Origin of the sequence: Streptomyces sp. NPDC097619, from assembly GCF_040302735.1 — a bacterium.
Classification (GTDB): Bacteria; Actinomycetota; Actinomycetes; order Streptomycetales; family Streptomycetaceae; genus Streptomyces.
The window spans coordinates 1-14,652 of the sequence record NZ_JBEOSD010000184.1 but is presented as its reverse complement, the minus strand read 5'-3'; the positions used below and the strand labels follow the sequence as shown (position 1 = coordinate 14,652).

Annotated in this window: 15 protein-coding genes; 10 read left to right on the top strand and 5 right to left on the bottom strand. The window is 73.6% G+C overall.

Going from position 1 to position 14,652, the window contains the following annotated elements; translation table 11 throughout:
- Window positions 1-189: 189 nt before the first annotated feature.
- From ABTZ17_RS32280 to ABTZ17_RS32270, 3 genes are all read left to right on the top strand, one after another.
- Window positions 190-648 (top strand): helix-turn-helix domain-containing protein, encoded by a 459-nt coding sequence (locus ABTZ17_RS32280; protein ID WP_352199341.1) that lies wholly within the window; start codon window positions 190-192, stop codon window positions 646-648.
- Between the two features lie 30 nt (window positions 649-678).
- Window positions 679-1,341 carry a hypothetical protein gene (locus ABTZ17_RS32275; protein WP_352199340.1) on the top strand — a complete coding sequence of 221 codons (663 nt, stop codon included), beginning with the start codon at window positions 679-681 and terminating at the stop codon, window positions 1,339-1,341.
- A 144-nt stretch (window positions 1,342-1,485) separates the two neighbouring features.
- Entirely contained in the window at window positions 1,486-1,824 is a 339-nt protein-coding gene (locus ABTZ17_RS32270; protein ID WP_352199339.1) for a DUF2516 family protein, read from the top strand.
- A gap of 174 nt (window positions 1,825-1,998) precedes the next feature.
- On the opposite strand, the gene ABTZ17_RS32265 is transcribed toward ABTZ17_RS32270, so the two are convergent.
- The 3 genes from ABTZ17_RS32265 to ABTZ17_RS32255 all read right to left on the bottom strand — a co-directional run bounded on the left by ABTZ17_RS32265 (window position 1,999) and on the right by ABTZ17_RS32255 (window position 5,864).
- Window positions 1,999-3,378, bottom strand: a complete 1,380-nt coding sequence (locus tag ABTZ17_RS32265) for a SpoIIE family protein phosphatase (protein ID WP_352199338.1) — start codon at window positions 3,376-3,378, stop codon at window positions 1,999-2,001.
- Window positions 3,379-3,737: 359 nt separating this feature from the next.
- The gene (locus ABTZ17_RS32260; RefSeq protein ID WP_352199337.1) at window positions 3,738-4,811 is read right to left on the bottom strand and encodes a C40 family peptidase; all 1,074 of its coding nucleotides are present in this window, start codon (window positions 4,809-4,811) and stop codon (window positions 3,738-3,740) included.
- 237 nt (window positions 4,812-5,048) lie between these two features.
- The gene (locus ABTZ17_RS32255; RefSeq protein WP_352199336.1) at window positions 5,049-5,864 is read right to left on the bottom strand and encodes a class I SAM-dependent methyltransferase; all 816 of its coding nucleotides are present in this window, start codon (window positions 5,862-5,864) and stop codon (window positions 5,049-5,051) included.
- A gap of 606 nt (window positions 5,865-6,470) precedes the next feature.
- Between ABTZ17_RS32255 and mshA the strand changes: the two genes are divergently transcribed.
- Together mshA and ABTZ17_RS32245 are read left to right on the top strand one after the other, a co-directional pair.
- Entirely contained in the window at window positions 6,471-7,856 is a 1,386-nt protein-coding gene (mshA, locus tag ABTZ17_RS32250) for a D-inositol-3-phosphate glycosyltransferase (RefSeq protein WP_502994937.1), read from the top strand.
- Window positions 7,849-8,349: a type III secretion system chaperone family protein gene (locus ABTZ17_RS32245; RefSeq protein ID WP_352199335.1), complete on the top strand. Its 501-nt coding sequence runs from the start codon at window positions 7,849-7,851 to the stop codon at window positions 8,347-8,349. The genes mshA and ABTZ17_RS32245 overlap by 8 nt, the downstream gene beginning before the upstream one ends.
- On the opposite strand, the gene ABTZ17_RS32240 is transcribed toward ABTZ17_RS32245, so the two are convergent.
- On the bottom strand, window positions 8,321-9,718 hold the full coding sequence (locus tag ABTZ17_RS32240; RefSeq protein ID WP_352199334.1) for an MDR family MFS transporter: 1,398 nt from the start codon (window positions 9,716-9,718) through the stop codon (window positions 8,321-8,323). The two genes, ABTZ17_RS32245 and ABTZ17_RS32240, sit on opposite strands and share 29 nt — an antisense overlap.
- A 194-nt stretch (window positions 9,719-9,912) precedes the next feature.
- On the opposite strand from ABTZ17_RS32240, the gene ABTZ17_RS32235 reads away from it, so the two are divergent.
- From ABTZ17_RS32235 to ABTZ17_RS32225, 3 genes are all read left to right on the top strand, one after another.
- Window positions 9,913-10,671 carry a phosphoglyceromutase gene (locus tag ABTZ17_RS32235; protein WP_352199333.1) on the top strand — a complete coding sequence of 253 codons (759 nt, stop codon included), beginning with the start codon at window positions 9,913-9,915 and terminating at the stop codon, window positions 10,669-10,671.
- A 142-nt stretch (window positions 10,672-10,813) separates the two neighbouring features.
- Window positions 10,814-11,284 (top strand): GNAT family N-acetyltransferase, encoded by a 471-nt coding sequence (locus ABTZ17_RS32230; RefSeq protein ID WP_352199332.1) that lies wholly within the window; start codon window positions 10,814-10,816, stop codon window positions 11,282-11,284.
- 164 nt (window positions 11,285-11,448) lie between these two features.
- The gene (locus ABTZ17_RS32225) at window positions 11,449-11,598 is read left to right on the top strand and encodes a hypothetical protein (RefSeq protein ID WP_352199331.1); all 150 of its coding nucleotides are present in this window, start codon (window positions 11,449-11,451) and stop codon (window positions 11,596-11,598) included.
- A gap of 183 nt (window positions 11,599-11,781) precedes the next feature.
- On the opposite strand, the gene phoU is transcribed toward ABTZ17_RS32225, so the two are convergent.
- Window positions 11,782-12,453 (bottom strand): phosphate signaling complex protein PhoU, encoded by a 672-nt coding sequence (gene phoU, locus ABTZ17_RS32220; protein WP_352199330.1) that lies wholly within the window; start codon window positions 12,451-12,453, stop codon window positions 11,782-11,784.
- Window positions 12,454-12,663: 210 nt separating this feature from the next.
- Here phoU and phoR point away from each other — a divergent pair, with 210 nt between their 5' ends.
- Both phoR and phoP read left to right on the top strand, forming a co-directional pair.
- A complete protein-coding gene (gene phoR, locus ABTZ17_RS32215; protein ID WP_352199329.1) occupies window positions 12,664-13,959 on the top strand; it encodes a two-component system sensor histidine kinase PhoR in 1,296 nt (431 codons plus the stop codon).
- A 5-nt stretch (window positions 13,960-13,964) separates the two neighbouring features.
- Entirely contained in the window at window positions 13,965-14,636 is a 672-nt protein-coding gene (gene phoP, locus ABTZ17_RS32210) for a two-component system response regulator PhoP (protein WP_470420303.1), read from the top strand.
- Window positions 14,637-14,652 lie beyond the last annotated feature (16 nt).

The following is a 14,652-nucleotide window of genomic DNA, read 5'->3' as shown; positions in this document are numbered from 1 at the left end:
CACTGACAACGCCGCCGACGCCCGCCGACGCCCGCCGACGCCCGCCGACGCCCGCCGACGCCCGCCGACGCCCGCCGACGCCCGCCGACGCCCGCCGGGCCCCCTAGGGGGAGGCCCCCGAGAGAGATAGGGGTACTGTTGCAAGCAGTCCGCTTGCAAAAGTTAGCGCCGTGGGGCAGCATCGGGAGCATGGGAACGCTCAACGTCGGGAACCTCGGCGAGTACCTCCGCGACCAGCGCCGCCAGGCGCAGCTGTCGCTGCGTCAGCTCGCCGACGCCGCGGGGGTGTCGAATCCGTACCTCAGCCAGATCGAGCGGGGACTGCGCAAACCGAGCGCGGACATCCTCCAGCAACTGGCCAAGGCCCTGCGGATCTCCGCCGAGACCCTCTACGTGCGGGCCGGGATCCTCGACGAGCGGGAAGCGGACGAGGTCGAGACGCGCGCCGTCATCCTCGCCGACCCGTCGATCAACGAGCGCCAGAAGCAGGTGCTCCTCCAGATCTACGAGTCGTTCCGCAAGGAGAACGCCTCCGAGCAGACCACCGACGGCGCCCCGGGGACCACCCCCGAGCCCGCCGTCGGCGGCGCCACCGGGGCGTACCCCGCCGACGGCGCCACCACCACGACGAACCGAACCGCGGACTGAACCGCGAACTGCGATCCGGGAGGACCAGTCATGGCCATCGCCGATGACCTGCGCAAGACCCTCACCGACCCGACCCCCCTCTACTTCGCCGCGGGCACCGCCGACCTGGCCGTGCAGCAGGCCCGTAAGGTGCCCGGGCTCATCGACCAGCTGCGCGCCGAGGCGCCCGGCCGCATCGACGCCGTCCGCAACACCGACCCCAAGGTCGTCCAGGACCGGGCCAAGGAAGCCCAGGCCGTGGTGACCGCGAAGGTCGCCGAGGTGCTCGGCGCCCTCGACGGCGTGGACGTCCGCAAGGCCCTCGACTCCGCCGACCTCAAGAAGCTCGGCGAGCAGGCCCAGGACCTCGCCCTCCGCGGGGTCGGCGTGGCCGCCGAGTACGCCGTCCGCGCCAAGGAGACCTACGACAAGGTCGCCGAGCACGGCGAGCAGGCCGTGAAGCAGTGGCGCGGCGAGGTCGCCGACGAGATCATCGACATCGCCGAGGTGGTCGAGGCCCCCCGCCCCACGCCGGTCGCTGAGCCCGCTCCGGCCGCCGAAGCGACCTCCACCGAGGCCCCCGCCGAGGCGGCCCCCGCGGAGGAGGCTCCGGCCAAGCCCGCCGCGAAGCGCGCCGCCCGCAAGACGACGGCCAAGAAGACCGCCGCCGCCGAGGCCGCCCCGGAGCAGCCCGCCGAGAAGCCCGCGGAGTAGTCGGCGGAGCGGTTCCGAGGAGCGGCCCCGCGGACCGGTCGGCGGAGCGGGCACCGGAGCGGGTGCCCGGTTCGTTGACCGTTCAGCGGGTACTTTGGCCGCAGGGCTCAGTCCACGACGAGAAGCGAAGAAGCGGGTACCGGGATGTTGATGCAGAAGTTCGACTCGCTGCTGGCGAACCTGTTGTATTTCGGCACGCTCTTGCCCGCCGTGATCGCCCTGTTCCTGGCCCTCACGGCCCGCGAGGACGCCTTCCGCGCCGCCGACAAGCAGACCAAGCCGTTCTGGTCGATCCTCCTCGGGGTCACGGTCCTGGTGGACCTGTTCCTCGGGATGCTCTTCCTCCAGATCGCGGGCCTGATCGCCACCATCGTGTTCTTCGTGGACGTGCGGCCGGCCCTCAAGCGGGTCTCCGGCGGCGGCCGCAGCCGCGGCGGCAGCAGCAGCGACGGCCCGTACGGCCCCTACAACGGCGGCCGCTGACGGTCCACCCCGCCCCGGGCTCCCGGCCCGGGCCCCCGCAGCGCGCGTTCCCGTGCCCCCGGCTCCGGCCGGGGGCACGGCGCTTTCCGCACCCGGTCCGTCCGGGACCGGGTCCGGTGGAGGCGGGGCGGGGCGGGCGGAGCGCGGACGAGAGGGGAAGCGGCGGGGGCGGGGTCAGCCCAGGCCGGAGCGGCGGTCCAGCAGGACCACGGCCACGTCGTCGGTCAGCTCGCCGCCGTTGAGGCGCCGGGCCTCCGTCACGGCGGCCTCCAGCAGGTGTTCCCCGCGCAGCCCGGAGTCCAGGTGCCGGTTGATCATCTCGACCATGCCGTCCTGACCCAGCCGCTCCCGGCCCTGCCCGATCCGGCCCTCGATCAGCCCGTCGGTGTACATCATCAGGCTCCAGGTGCCGCCCAGGTCCACCTGGCGGCGCGGCCAGCGGGCCCGCGGGAGCAGGCCCAGGGCCGGGCCGCTGTCCTCGTACGGGAGCAGCCGCGCGGTCCGGCCCGGGCGGGTGATCAGCGGGGCGGGGTGCCCGGCCAGGCAGAGGCCCGCGCGCCGGCCGTCGGGGGAGATGTCCACCGTGCACAGGGTCGCGAAGATCTCCTCGTGCGGCCGCTCCACCTCCAGGACCTCCTGGAGCGTGGCCAGCAGGTCGTCCCCGCACAGCCCGGCCAGGGTCAGCGCCCGCCAGGCGATGCGCAGCTCGACGCCCAGCGCGGCCTCGTCGGGGCCGTGCCCGCAGACGTCGCCGATCATCGCGTGCACCGTGCCGTCCGGGGTGCGGACGGCGTCGTAGAAGTCCCCGCCGAGCAGGGCGCGGCTGCGGCCCGGCCGGTAGCGGGCGGCGAACCGCAGGTCGGAGCCTTCGAGGAGCGGGGTGGGGAGCAGTCCGCGTTCGAGGCGGGCGTTCTCCTGGGCCCGCAGTTTCGATTCCGCGAGCTTGTACTGGGCGATGTCGGCCCGCTTGCGCTCGACCGCGTAGCGGATGGCACGGCTCAGCAGGCGTCCGTCGAGCTCGTCGCGGTGCAGGTAGTCCTGGGCGCCGACGCGGACCGCCTCCGCGGCCCGCTCGGTGTCCGCCTCACAGGTCAGGACGAGGACGGCGTGGCGCGGGGCGATCCGGAGGACCTGCCGCAGGGTGGCCAGCTCGTCGGTGCCGGCGGGGTCGGTGCCGCGGGGCAGGGACAGGTCCAGCAGGATGCAGTGCACGTCGGGGGTGAGCAGCCGGGTCGCCTCGGTGAGGTTGCGCGCGGTGCGGATCCGGATGCGATTGCCCTCGCCGTCGAGCATCTCCGGGACGGTCAGGCCGCCGGCCGGGTCGTCCTCGATCACGAGGAGCGTGAGCGCGGCGGCCGGGGCGGGAACCGGGGCCGGGGGTACGGGCGCGGGTACGGCCGGGACCACCGGGGCGGCGAGCGGGGCCGGGGCGGCGGCCGCGGGTGTGCCGGTCGCGGCGGTGGCGGGTACTGCGGGTGCGGTGGTGGCGGACAGAACGGCCTGACCGCTGACCACGGCCGGGGTATCCCTCTGCCGCGGTACGGGTGCGGGCATCGTCTGGGTTCCTTCCCTCCCCCCGAGGGTGCGGTGGTGCGCCGAACGGCACGCCACCAGACGGGGACCATAGCGGTACGGGGCGGGGAATCGGAATGGCGTTGCGGCCGGCTCCGCGGCCATATGCCGAAATCCCGGGCGAAAGGCCGCACCCCCGGATGACGAACATCACGCCCGCCGGCACTCCCGTCCCGCCCCCTGACACCACCCCGCGCCCCGAACAACCGGAACCCGCCCGGCCGCCGCCCGGCGGAGCCGGAAGACCGGGCCGGGCGGGAGCCTGGGTGTGCGGGAGCCGGGGTGTGCGGGGCGCGGGGCCCGGGGCGGATCGTGCCGGCCGTCGGGCCGGATCGTGCCCGCTACGCGTCGGGGCGGACGACCGCCTTGATCGGCATCGAGCCCGCGCCCGCGATCGTGACGTTCCGGTTGGGCCGCGGCGCGTGCACCATCGCCCCGTCCCCGATGTACATGGCCACGTGGCTGGCGTCGTCGAAGTAGATGATGAGGTCCCCGGGCCGCATGTCCTTCACGGGCACCTTCGGCAGCAACCGCAACTGCTCCTGCGAGGTCCGCGGGATGCCGCGGCCCGCGGCCAGCCAGGCCTGGGAGGTGAGGCCGGAGCAGTCGAAGGAGTCCGGTCCCTCGGCGCCCCACACGTACGGCTTGCCGATCTGGGCGGTGGCCCACTGCACGGCCCGCTTGCCCGCGTCCGTGGCCCGGCCGTTGAGGTCCTTCAGGACCCCGGTGTCGACCCACTTCTTCTGCTCGCGGTACTGGGCCTCGCGCTCCAACTGGAGCAGCCGGGCCTTCTCCTCGGCCTCCAGCCGGTCCTCCAGCTTCTGGGCGGCCGTGATCTTCTCGTTGATCCGCTTCTTCGCGGCTTCCTTGGCGAGGCGGTTGGTCTCCAGCACCCGCCAGTGGTTGCTCGCGTCGTTCGCGTACTGCTCCAGGTCGGCCTGGGTGCCGTTCAGTTCGGCCAGCATGCCCTTCGCGGCACGTTCGCCCTGCCGGATCAGGCCGGTCCCCTGGAGGAAGAGGCTGGGGCTGTCGCTGAGCGCGAGCCGCGCGGCCGGCGGCAGGCCGCCGTTGCGGTACTGGGCGCGGGCGGCGGCGCCCGCGCGGTTCTTCAGGTCCGCGATCTTCGCCTGTCCGGCCACGATCTGCTTCGCGAGGAGCACGATCTGCTCGGACTGCCGCTTGGCCTTCTCCTCGGCGAGGTTGTACGCGTCCGTGGCGGCCGCGGCCTGCCGGTACAGGTCCTCTATCTGCGTGCGGACCTGCTCCAGGGCGGGGCTCGTGAGCGGCCCGGGGGCCGGGCCGGGGGCCGGGTTCGGCGGCGGCACGGGGGCCGCGTGGGCGAGGCCGGGGGTGACGAGCAGGGCCATGGCGCAGATGGCGGTGAGTGTGGCGGCGGCGCCGCGCCTTCGGTTCAACGTCCCCCCAGCGGAATGTGGCAGCTCCGTGGCCCGCGGCGGGTCCGGCTCCGGGCGCCCGTCTGCCGGTGCCCGGTCCCGCCCGCGCGGTGCCGGCCTTCGGATCACGGGCCGGGGCGACCCCGCGGAGCTGATTTACCGTCAGTAACTTCGAGTCGCCTTCGGGATGGTGTCACGACTCCGCGGAATCCGACACCCCCACCTCCGGGCCTTTTATAAGGGGTACGAGACGGTCTGTCAGCCTCCGGCCGGGCGCAATGCCTCCCACCGCACCGTCAGTTCACCCTGCCGCCACCTGCGCGGGCCGTCCGTCAGCGGCCAATCGGCCGCCAGGGAACGGGCCGTACGGATCCACCGTTGCCGCGCCCCCAGCGAGGCGTACGGGGCGGCGGCCGCCCAGGCCCGGTCGAAGTCCCGCAGGAAGGCGTGCACCGGCTCCCCCGGCACGTTCCGGTGGATCAGCGCCTTCGGCAGCCGCTCGGCCAGGTCGGACGGCCGCTCCAGTGAGCCCAGCCGGGTCGCGAAGGTCACCGTGCGGGCCCCCTCCGGGCCCAGCGCCACCCACACGTGCCGCCTCCCGATCTCGTCGCAGGTGCCCTCCACGAGCAGCCCCTCGGGGGTCAGCCGGCCGCACAACCGCGCCCACACCTCGGAGACCCGCTCCTCGTCGTACTGGCGCAGGACGTTCGCCGCGCGGATCAGCGCCGGACGCTCACCCCCGTCGAGCGGCACCTCGAAACCGCCGTGCCGGAACGACAGCCCCTCGCGCTCGTACGGTCGGGCCGCCTCCACCCGGGCCGGTTCGATCTCGATCCCGACCACCCGGACGGCGGGCGCGGCGGCCCGCAGCCGGGTCCGCAACTCCACCGCGGTCCAGGGCGCGGCCCCGTAGCCCAGGTCCACGGCCACCGGGGACCCGGCGCGGCGCAGGGCCGGACCGTGGACGGCCGCGATCCAGCGGTCCATGCGGCGGAGGCGGTTCGGGTTGGTGGTGCCGCGGGTGACCGAGCCGACGGGGCGGGCGGAGGTGGGGGAGGAGGGGCGGGCGGCCATGCCCCGAGCCTACGCGGCCGCCCGTACGAGCCCGCCGCCCGGCGGGACCGCTCCCCGGCGGTGCCGCGGCTCGGCAGTGCTGCGGCTCGGGGGTGCCCGCTGCGAGGCGGTGCCGCTGCGCGGGGCCCTTCCCCACCCCGCCCCTCCCCGACCCCGGGGCTCCGCCCCGGACCCCTTCCGGGGGCTCCGCCCCCGCACCCCCGCGCCTCAAACGCCGGCGGGGCTGTATTTCCCCCCAGCCCGCGCAGGGGGCACCTCCCGGCGGTAGCTGGGGGAGTTTGAGCGCATCGGTACGGCGTACCGGCCCACCCACCGCATGAAATCCAGCCCGCGCGGCGTTTGAGCGCAATCGGTGACGCGCGCCCCCCACAGCACCAACCCAGCCCGCGCGGCGCTTGAGCGCATCGGTGACCGGCACCCGCCCCGGCCCCGCACCCGCAGTCCCCGCCCCCACCCCACCCCCACCGGAGGCAAAAGTTCCGGTCCGGCAGAAAAGTTCTGCACAGTGGAATGCGGCGGAGCCCGCCCTGGTTGCAAGGGGGGCGAGGGCCCGAGTGCCCTCCGTCAGTCGTGCCCGGAACGCCCCCGAGCGAGAGGACCGCTCACGTGAGTCAGTACGTGTCCCGGCTCAGCAGCCTCGGCGGCAGGCTCACCGGCGGCCGCTCGGCGCTGACCGGACCCCTCCAGCCGCGGTTGCGGCTCCCCGCCGTGCACGGTCACCGCAAGCCCCGCCGCGTGGCCATGCTGAGCGTCCACACCTCGCCGCTGCACCAGCCGGGCACCGGCGACGCCGGCGGCATGAACGTGTACATCGTCGAGCTGGCCCGCCGGCTGGCCGCCCAGAACGTCGAGGTGGAGATCTTCACCCGGTCCACCACCGGCGGCCTGCCGCCCGTCGTGGAGCTGGCCCCGGGCGTACTGGTGCGGCACGTGGACGCCGGACCGTACGAGGGCCTCGCCAAGGAGGAGCTCCCGGCGCAGCTGTGCGCCTTCACGCACGGGGTGATGCAGGCGTGGGCGGGGCACCGCCCCGGCTACTACGACCTGGTCCACTCCCACTACTGGCTCTCCGGGCACGTCGGCTGGCTCGCCGCGGAACGCTGGGGCGTGCCCCTCGTGCACGCCATGCACACCATGGCCAAGGTCAAGAACGCCGCGCTCGCCGAGGGCGACACCCCCGAACCGGCCGCCCGGGTCATCGGGGAGACCCAGATCGTCGCCGCCGCCGACCGCCTCATCGCGAACACCGCCGAGGAGGCCGACGAGCTGGTCCGGCACTACGAGGCCGACCCGCGGAAGGTGGCCGTGGTGCACCCCGGGGTGAACCTCGACCGTTTCACCGTCGGTGACGGCCGGGCCGCCGCCCGCGCCCGCCTCGGGCTGCCCGCCGACGCCCTCGTCCCCCTCTTCGCCGGCCGCATCCAGCCCCTGAAGGCCCCCGACGTGCTCCTGAAGGCCGTGGCCGAGCTGGTGGGCCGCGATCCGTCGCTCCGCGGCCGCCTGGTGGTCCCCGTGGTCGGCGGACCCTCGGGCAGCGGCCTGGCCAAGCCCGAGGGGCTGCAGAAGCTGGCCGCCCGTCTGGGCATAGCCGAGCTGGTCCGCTTCCAGCCCCCGGTGGGCCAGGACCAGCTCGCCGACTGGTTCCGGGCCGCGTCCGTGCTGGTCGTGCCCTCGTACAGCGAGTCATTCGGCCTCGTGGCCATAGAGGCACAGGCCGCCGGCACCCCCGTGATCGCCGCGGAGGTGGGCGGTCTGCCCGTGGCCGTCGACGACGGCACCACCGGCATCCTCGTTCCCGGGCACGACCCCGTGGACTACGCGCGCGCCCTGCGCCGCTTCGTCGACGACCCCGGGCTCACCGACCGGATGGGCGACGCCGCCGCCCGGCACGCCCGTCACTTCGGCTGGGACACCGCCGCCGCGGCCACCGCGGAGGTGTACGCGGCCGCCCTGCAGGAACACCGCCGTCGCGTACGCTCCAGCCATGGCTGACGCGGTCCACCCTGTTCACCAGGTCATCGAAAACACCCTCAACGACGCCGGGCTGAGCTGGGAGAACCCGGAGCCCGGCGGGTACGTCGTGACCCTGCCCGGTACCCGGAAGCTCTCCACGACCTGCTCCCTGAAGGTCGGCCGGCACTCCCTGTCGGTGAACGCCTTCGTCATCCGGCACCCCGACGAGAACGCCGAGGGCGTCCACCGCTGGCTGCTGGAGCGCAACCTGAAGCTGTACAGCGTGAGCTACGCCGTGGACTCCCTCGGCGACGTCTACCTGACCGGCCGGCTGCCGCTGTCCGTGGTGAACCCCGAGGAGCTGGACCGCCTCCTCGGCTCCGTGCTGGAGGCCGCCGACGGCGCCTTCAACTCCCTCCTGGAGCTCGGCTTCGCCTCCGCCATCCGCAAGGAGTACGCCTGGCGGGTGTCACGCGGCGAATCCACCCGCAACCTCGACGCCTTCAAGCACCTGACGAGGCGTCCGTCCTGACGGCCGCACCCGCCGCCCCGGCCGCACCCGTCGCGGCCGCACCCGCCCCGACCTCGGCCGACTCGACCGCCGTCCCGGCCGTCCCGGTCCCGGCGCTCCCGGCCTTCGCCGTCTTCGCCGCCTCCAGGGCCTGCGCCACCTCCACGGTCCCCACCGGGGCCGCGTCCTCCGTCGGCAGGTTCCGCATCAGCAGCCAGTAGCCGAGCGCCGCCACCGTGCCCAGGGCGGCCGTGTACCCCCACAGCCAGGCCGCTCCCGAGCGGTCGATGACCGTGCCGGCCAGCAGCGGGGCCACCAGCGAGGCCACCGCCCAGGACATCGAGTACATGCCCTGGTAGCGCCCGCGGCCCTGCACCGGGGACAGCCGGACCACCAGGCTCATCTGGGTGGGGGAGTTGACGATCTCGGCCAGCGTCCACACGCACACCGTCAGCGCGTACGCGCCCAACGAGCCCGCGAAGGCCGTCATCCCGAAGCCGTACCCGGCCAACAGTGCCGAGATCACCAGCAGCCGCCGCGGGTCCCGGTGCTCGATGAACCGCGTCACCGGGATCTGCAGGGCCACGATCAGTAGCCCGTTCACCGCGATGACCAGGCCGTAGTCCCCCGGAGAGAAGCCCTCCGCGCCCATCGCCACCGGTAGCCCCACCGAGCCCTGCATGAAGATCATGGAGATCAGGAAGGACAGCCCGACGACACCCATGAAGCGGCCGTCCCGCACCACGGTGCGCATGCTGACCCCGTCCTCCTCGGCCTCCGCCGCGGCGGACCGCTCGGGCCGGGACTCGGGCAGCTTCAGGAAGACCACCACCGCGCACGCCAGCGTCAGCACGGCCTCCCCGAGGAAGCCCGCCCGGTAGCTGTACTCGGCGATCAGCCCCGCCGCCATCGCGGACAGACCGAAGCCCATGTTGATGGCCCAGTAGTTGAGCGCGAAGGCCCGCACCCGGTCCTCCGGCGGCACGATGTCCGCGAACATCGCCTGCACCGCCGGCCGGGAGGCGTTCGAGGCCATGCCCACCAACAGCGCCACCGCCGCGATGGCCACCGGATCCTCCACGAAGGCCAGCAACGCCACCGAGAAGGCCGTACCGCACTGCGCCGCCATCAGGGTCGGCCGCCGCCCGATCCGGTCCGCCAGCACCCCCGCCACCGGGGTGGAGATCACCCCGCCCAGTCCGTACAGGGCGGCCACCAGTCCCGCGTACGAGGCCGAACGGCCCTGCTCCTGGGTCAGGTACAAAGCCATGAAAGTGGCGACGAAGGCCCCGAGCCGGTTGATCAGCGTGGAGATCCACAGCCACCAGAAGGCGCGCGGCAACCCGCCCACGCTCTCCTGGACCGCCGCCCTCAGGCGCGTAACGGACATACGGGATCCCCCAGTGCGTGTCAGTACCGTTCGGCAACCACGCACGTTACGACTCCCCACCCGCGGGCCGCCAACGGATATCCCCGACCCCGTCGGAGCGCGTCCGGAAGGGGTCCCGGGAGGGTCCCGGGCCGGTCCCGCCCGCCGTGGACGGCGCGCGCGGAGCACCTGCGGGGTCCATTAGGCTCGTACGCATGGCCGACGCACCGTACAAGCTGATCCTGCTCCGCCACGGCGAGAGCGAATGGAACGCGAAGAACCTGTTCACCGGGTGGGTGGACGTCAATCTCAACGAGAAGGGCGAGAAGGAGGCGGTCCGCGGCGGTGAGCTGCTGAAGGACGCCGGCCTACTCCCCGACGTCGTGCACACCTCCCTCCAGAAGCGCGCCATCCGCACCGCGCAGCTGGCCCTGGAGTCCGCCGACCGCCACTGGATCCCGGTCCACCGCTCCTGGCGCCTGAACGAGCGCCACTACGGCGCCCTCCAGGGCAAGGACAAGGCCCAGACCCTCGCCGAGTTCGGCGAGGAGCAGTTCATGCTGTGGCGCCGCTCGTACGACACCCCGCCGCCGGCCCTTGAGGACGGCACCGAGTTCTCGCAGTCCGAGGACCCGCGCTACGCCACCATCCCGCCGGAGCTCCGCCCGAAGACGGAGTGCCTGAAGGACGTCGTCCAGCGCATGCTCCCGTACTGGTACGACGGCATCGTCCCGGACCTCCTCGCGGGCCGCACCGTCCTCGTCGCCGCGCACGGCAACTCCCTGCGCGCGCTGGTCAAGCACCTCGACGGCGTCTCCGACGCCGACATCGCGGGCCTCAACATCCCCACCGGCATCCCGCTCTCCTACGAGCTGGACGCCGAGTTCAAGCCCCTGAACCCGGGCGGCACCTACCTCGACCCGGAGGCCGCCGCGGCCGCCATCGAGGCCGTCAAGAACCAGGGCAAGAAGTGACCGCACGGCACGCGGCGCCGGGCCGGCGGTAGGTCCGCGTCGTGAAGGGCCCCCCGCTCCACCACTGGTGGAGCGGGGGGCCCTTCGTGCCGTCCGGCGAAACCCCGTTGGGGGTGCGGGGGCGGGCGGTTAGGTTGCCGGGGTGAGTGCGAACGTGCGGGTGGAGAAGATCGGGCCGGGGAACATCGACGCGGCGCTGGCGCTGCGGGTGCTCCCCGAGCAGGAGAAGAACGTGGCCCCGGTGGTGAAGTCCCTGGCCGAGGCGTACGCCTGGGGCGAGACCGCCTGGCCGCGGCTGCTCCTCGACGGCGACGAGGCGGTCGGCTTCCTCATGCTGTTCGTCGACATCGCCTGGAACCCGGACGCGGACCCGGAGGACCGGCGCAGCGGGCTGTGGCGGCTGAACATCGCCGCCGGGCACCAGGGCAAGGGGTACGGGCGGTACGCCGTCGAGGCCGGGTGCGCCGAGGTCCGCCGCCGCGGCGGGGACCGCTTCTTCACCACCTGGGAGCCGGGCCCCACCGGCCCCGGGGAGTTCTACCGGCGGCTCGGCTTCACCCCGACCGGGGAGACCAGCGGCGGTCAGATCGTGGGCGTGCGGGAACTCGGCTGACGCCGCCCCGCGCGGAGCGACGTCCGGAACCGGGGCGCGCGGGGGCGGACGTCCGTCGCGTGGACGCCCGTGCGGTTTCTGCGCCCGTGCGCCGTTGACGCGCCCGGGCGGCTGGGCATGAATGGGGCAAGGCATGCGACGCGTACGCGCTCCGAGGAGGAACCATGGCCGATTCCCCCGTCCCCGTCACCCCCGAACAGGAGCGGCAGCCCGCCGCCGAGCCGCTGCGGCTCCCGCTGCTGGCGGCCTGCGGCTGTGGGTCCGGCTGCGGCTGCGGCTGCCAGTCCGGTGCCCCGTGCCAGTGCGGCGGCTGACACCGGTGCGGTGAGCATCCGCCCGGGAGCGGGCCCCCGCCGGCCCTCGCCGCCGGGGGCCGCCGACCGCCCGCCGGAGCCGGCGGGCCGCAGGCGCGGGAAGGGCCCGCCCGGTGATCCGGGCGGGCCCTCCTGTCGTACGTTTCACCCGTTCGGCCCAGTGGGGGCGGTCGGGATCCGGCCTCAGGCCGTTTCGACCGGGGTCTGCAGCTCGTCCGCGTGCTCGCCCGTGACCAGGTACACGACCCGCTTGGCCACCGAGACCGCGTGGTCGGCGAAGCGCTCGTAGTAGCGGCCCAGCAGGGTCACGTCCACGGCCGTCTCGATGCCGTGCTTCCAGCGGTCGTCCATCAGGTGCTGGAACAGCGCCCGGTGCAGGGTGTCCATCTCGTCGTCGTCCTGCTCCAGCTGGAGCGCCAGGTCCACGTCCTTGATGATGATCACCTCGGCGGCCTTGGCCATCAGTCGCTGGGCCAGCTGCCCCATCTCCAGGATCGTGGCGTGCAGGTCCCGCGGCACCGCCCGCTCGGGGAAGCGCAGCCGGGCCAGCTTGGCCACGTGCTGGGCCAGGTCGCCCGAGCGCTCCAGGTCGGCGCTCATCCGCAGGGACGTGACCACGATCCGCAGGTCCGTGGCCACGGGCTGCTGCCGGGCCAGCAGGGCGATGGCACGGGCCTCCAGGTCGTGCTGGAGGTCGTCGACCTTCTGGTCGGCCGCGATCACGCTCTCCGCCAGATTCAGGTCGGCGTCCAGCATCGCCGTGGTGGCGCGGCCGATGGCCGAACCGACCAGCCGGGCCATCTCGACCAGGCTGTCGCTGATCGAGTCCAGTTCCTCGTGGTACGCGTCCCGCATGGGTGTCCCTCTCTGTATCTACCGGAGCCCGTTCCGCCCCGGGGGCCGGGGGTTCGGACCCCCACGCTGCCACGGTGCGAGTCGGACGCGTCGAGCTCCGGCACCACAAGTGAATCAACACCGTCGCCATGGTGAACTCTGGGCGACGACTGTTCGAGGTGCCACCCGAACGGCTGTGGAAGTGGCGTCGTGCCTGCTTAACCTGGATGCATGGACGTGAACGCGGCGGTCGCCGCAGCGGCAGCGATCGCCGGGTTGTGTACCGGTGTGATCGCCATGCTGGCGTTCCGCTGGAGCGAGCGCGACCAAGCCCGCCCGACGCGGAGCGCCATGCGCCCCGACATCAACGCGATCCTGCCGCCCGGCGTGGACACCGTGCTCTCGGTGCTCCGCTCCTCGGCAGTGGTCCTGGACGAAGCGGACAGCGTGGTCAAGGCCAGCTCCGCCGCGTACGCCCTCGGGCTGGTACGCGGCGGCAAGCTGGCCGTGGAGCCGATGCTCCACATGGCCCGCGACACCCGCCGCGACGGCGAGATACGCCAGGTCGAGCTGGACCTGCCGCGCCGGGGCACCGGCCGCGGCGAGGCCCTGGCGGTCTCCGCCCGGGTGGCCCCGCTCGGCTCCCGGCTGGTGCTGTTGCTGGTGGAGGACCTCACGGAGGCCCGGCGCATCGAAGCCGTCCGCCGCGACTTCGTGGCGAACGTCTCCCACGAGCTGAAGACCCCGGTGGGAGCCCTCTCCCTGCTCTCGGAGGCCGTCATGGACGCCTCCGACGACCCGGAGGCGGTCATCCGCTTCTCGGGCCGGATGCAGATCGAGGCCACCCGCCTCACCAACCTGGTGCAGGAGCTCATCGACCTCTCGCGGGTCCAGAACGACGACCCGCTGGAGGACGCCGAGCCCGTCCGCGTCGACACCCTCGTCGCCGAGGCCATCGACCGCTGCCGGCACACCGCCTCCACCAAGCAGATCACCATGGCCGCGGGCGGCACCGCGGACCTGAAGGTCTGGGGCAACCGCGGACAGCTCGCGGCGGCCCTGGGCAACCTCGTCGAGAACGCCGTCAACTACAGCCCGGCCCGGACCCGGGTCGGCATCGCCGGCCGCCGGGTCTCCGCGCCGGGCGGTGACTTCATCGAGATCGCCGTCACCGACCAGGGCATCGGCATCCCCGAGAAGGACCGGGAGCGCATCTTCGAGCGCTTCTACCGGGTGGATCCCGCCCGCTCCCGCGCCACCGGCGGTACGGGCCTCGGCCTGGCCATCGTCAAGCACGTGGCGGCCTCCCACGGCGGGGAGGTCTCCGTGTGGAGCTCGGAGGGCCAGGGCTCCACCTTCACCCTGCGGCTGCCCGAGGCGGCCGACCGGGGCGCCGGGGCACCCCTGGGCGGCAGTGCCGCCCCGGCCCGCCCCGGCCTCACGGACCCCTACTCCGGACCGGGGACCGCCACCCGTTCCGCTCTTCAAACCGAACCTGCCATCCCTGCCCCGGAGGTCCTTCCGTGACCCGAGTGCTCGTCGTCGAGGACGAGGAATCCTTCAGCGACGCCCTGTCCTACATGCTCCGCAAGGAGGGCTTCGAGGTCGCCGTGGCGGCGACCGGTCCCGACGGCCTCGACGAGTTCGAGCGCAACGGCGCCGACCTCGTCCTCCTCGACCTGATGCTGCCCGGCCTGCCCGGCACCGAGGTCTGCCGCCAGCTCCGCGGCCGCTCCAACGTGCCGGTGATCATGGTCACCGCCAAGGACAGCGAGATCGACAAGGTCGTCGGTCTGGAGATAGGAGCGGACGACTACGTCACGAAGCCCTTCTCCTCGCGGGAGCTGGTCGCCCGCATCCGCGCGGTGCTGCGCCGCCGCGGCGAGCCGGAGGAGGTCGCCCCCGCGGCCCTGGAGGCCGGCCCGGTCCGCATGGACGTCGACCGCCACGTGGTCACCGTCGCCGGGGCCAAGGTGGACCTCCCGCTGAAGGAGTTCGACCTCCTGGAGATGTTGCTCCGCAACGCGGGCCGGGTCCTGACCCGCATGCAGCTCATCGACCGGGTCTGGGGCGCGGACTACGTCGGCGACACCAAGACGCTCGACGTCCACGTCAAGCGCCTCCGCGCCAAGATCGAGCCGGACCCGGGTGCCCCGCGCTACCTGGTGACGGTCCGCGGTCTGGGCTACAAGTTCGAGCCGTAAACCACCCCGCGGCCCC

Coding starts and splice junctions, on each gene's coding strand:
- phoU (WP_352199330.1), bottom strand. CDS start 12,453: ATGCGGGACGCGTACCACGAGGAACTGGACTCGATCAGCGACAGCCTG.
- ABTZ17_RS32270 (WP_352199339.1), top strand. CDS start 1,486: ATGTTGATGCAGAAGTTCGACTCGCTGCTGGCGAACCTGTTGTATTTC.
- ABTZ17_RS32275 (WP_352199340.1), top strand. CDS start 679: ATGGCCATCGCCGATGACCTGCGCAAGACCCTCACCGACCCGACCCCC.
- ABTZ17_RS32225 (WP_352199331.1), top strand. CDS start 11,449: ATGGCCGATTCCCCCGTCCCCGTCACCCCCGAACAGGAGCGGCAGCCC.
- ABTZ17_RS32240 (WP_352199334.1), bottom strand. CDS start 9,718: ATGTCCGTTACGCGCCTGAGGGCGGCGGTCCAGGAGAGCGTGGGCGGG.
- ABTZ17_RS32245 (WP_352199335.1), top strand. CDS start 7,849: ATGGCTGACGCGGTCCACCCTGTTCACCAGGTCATCGAAAACACCCTC.
- ABTZ17_RS32280 (WP_352199341.1), top strand. CDS start 190: ATGGGAACGCTCAACGTCGGGAACCTCGGCGAGTACCTCCGCGACCAG.
- ABTZ17_RS32255 (WP_352199336.1), bottom strand. CDS start 5,864: ATGGCCGCCCGCCCCTCCTCCCCCACCTCCGCCCGCCCCGTCGGCTCG.
- phoR (WP_352199329.1), top strand. CDS start 12,664: ATGGACGTGAACGCGGCGGTCGCCGCAGCGGCAGCGATCGCCGGGTTG.
- ABTZ17_RS32235 (WP_352199333.1), top strand. CDS start 9,913: ATGGCCGACGCACCGTACAAGCTGATCCTGCTCCGCCACGGCGAGAGC.
- ABTZ17_RS32265 (WP_352199338.1), bottom strand. CDS start 3,378: ATGCCCGCACCCGTACCGCGGCAGAGGGATACCCCGGCCGTGGTCAGC.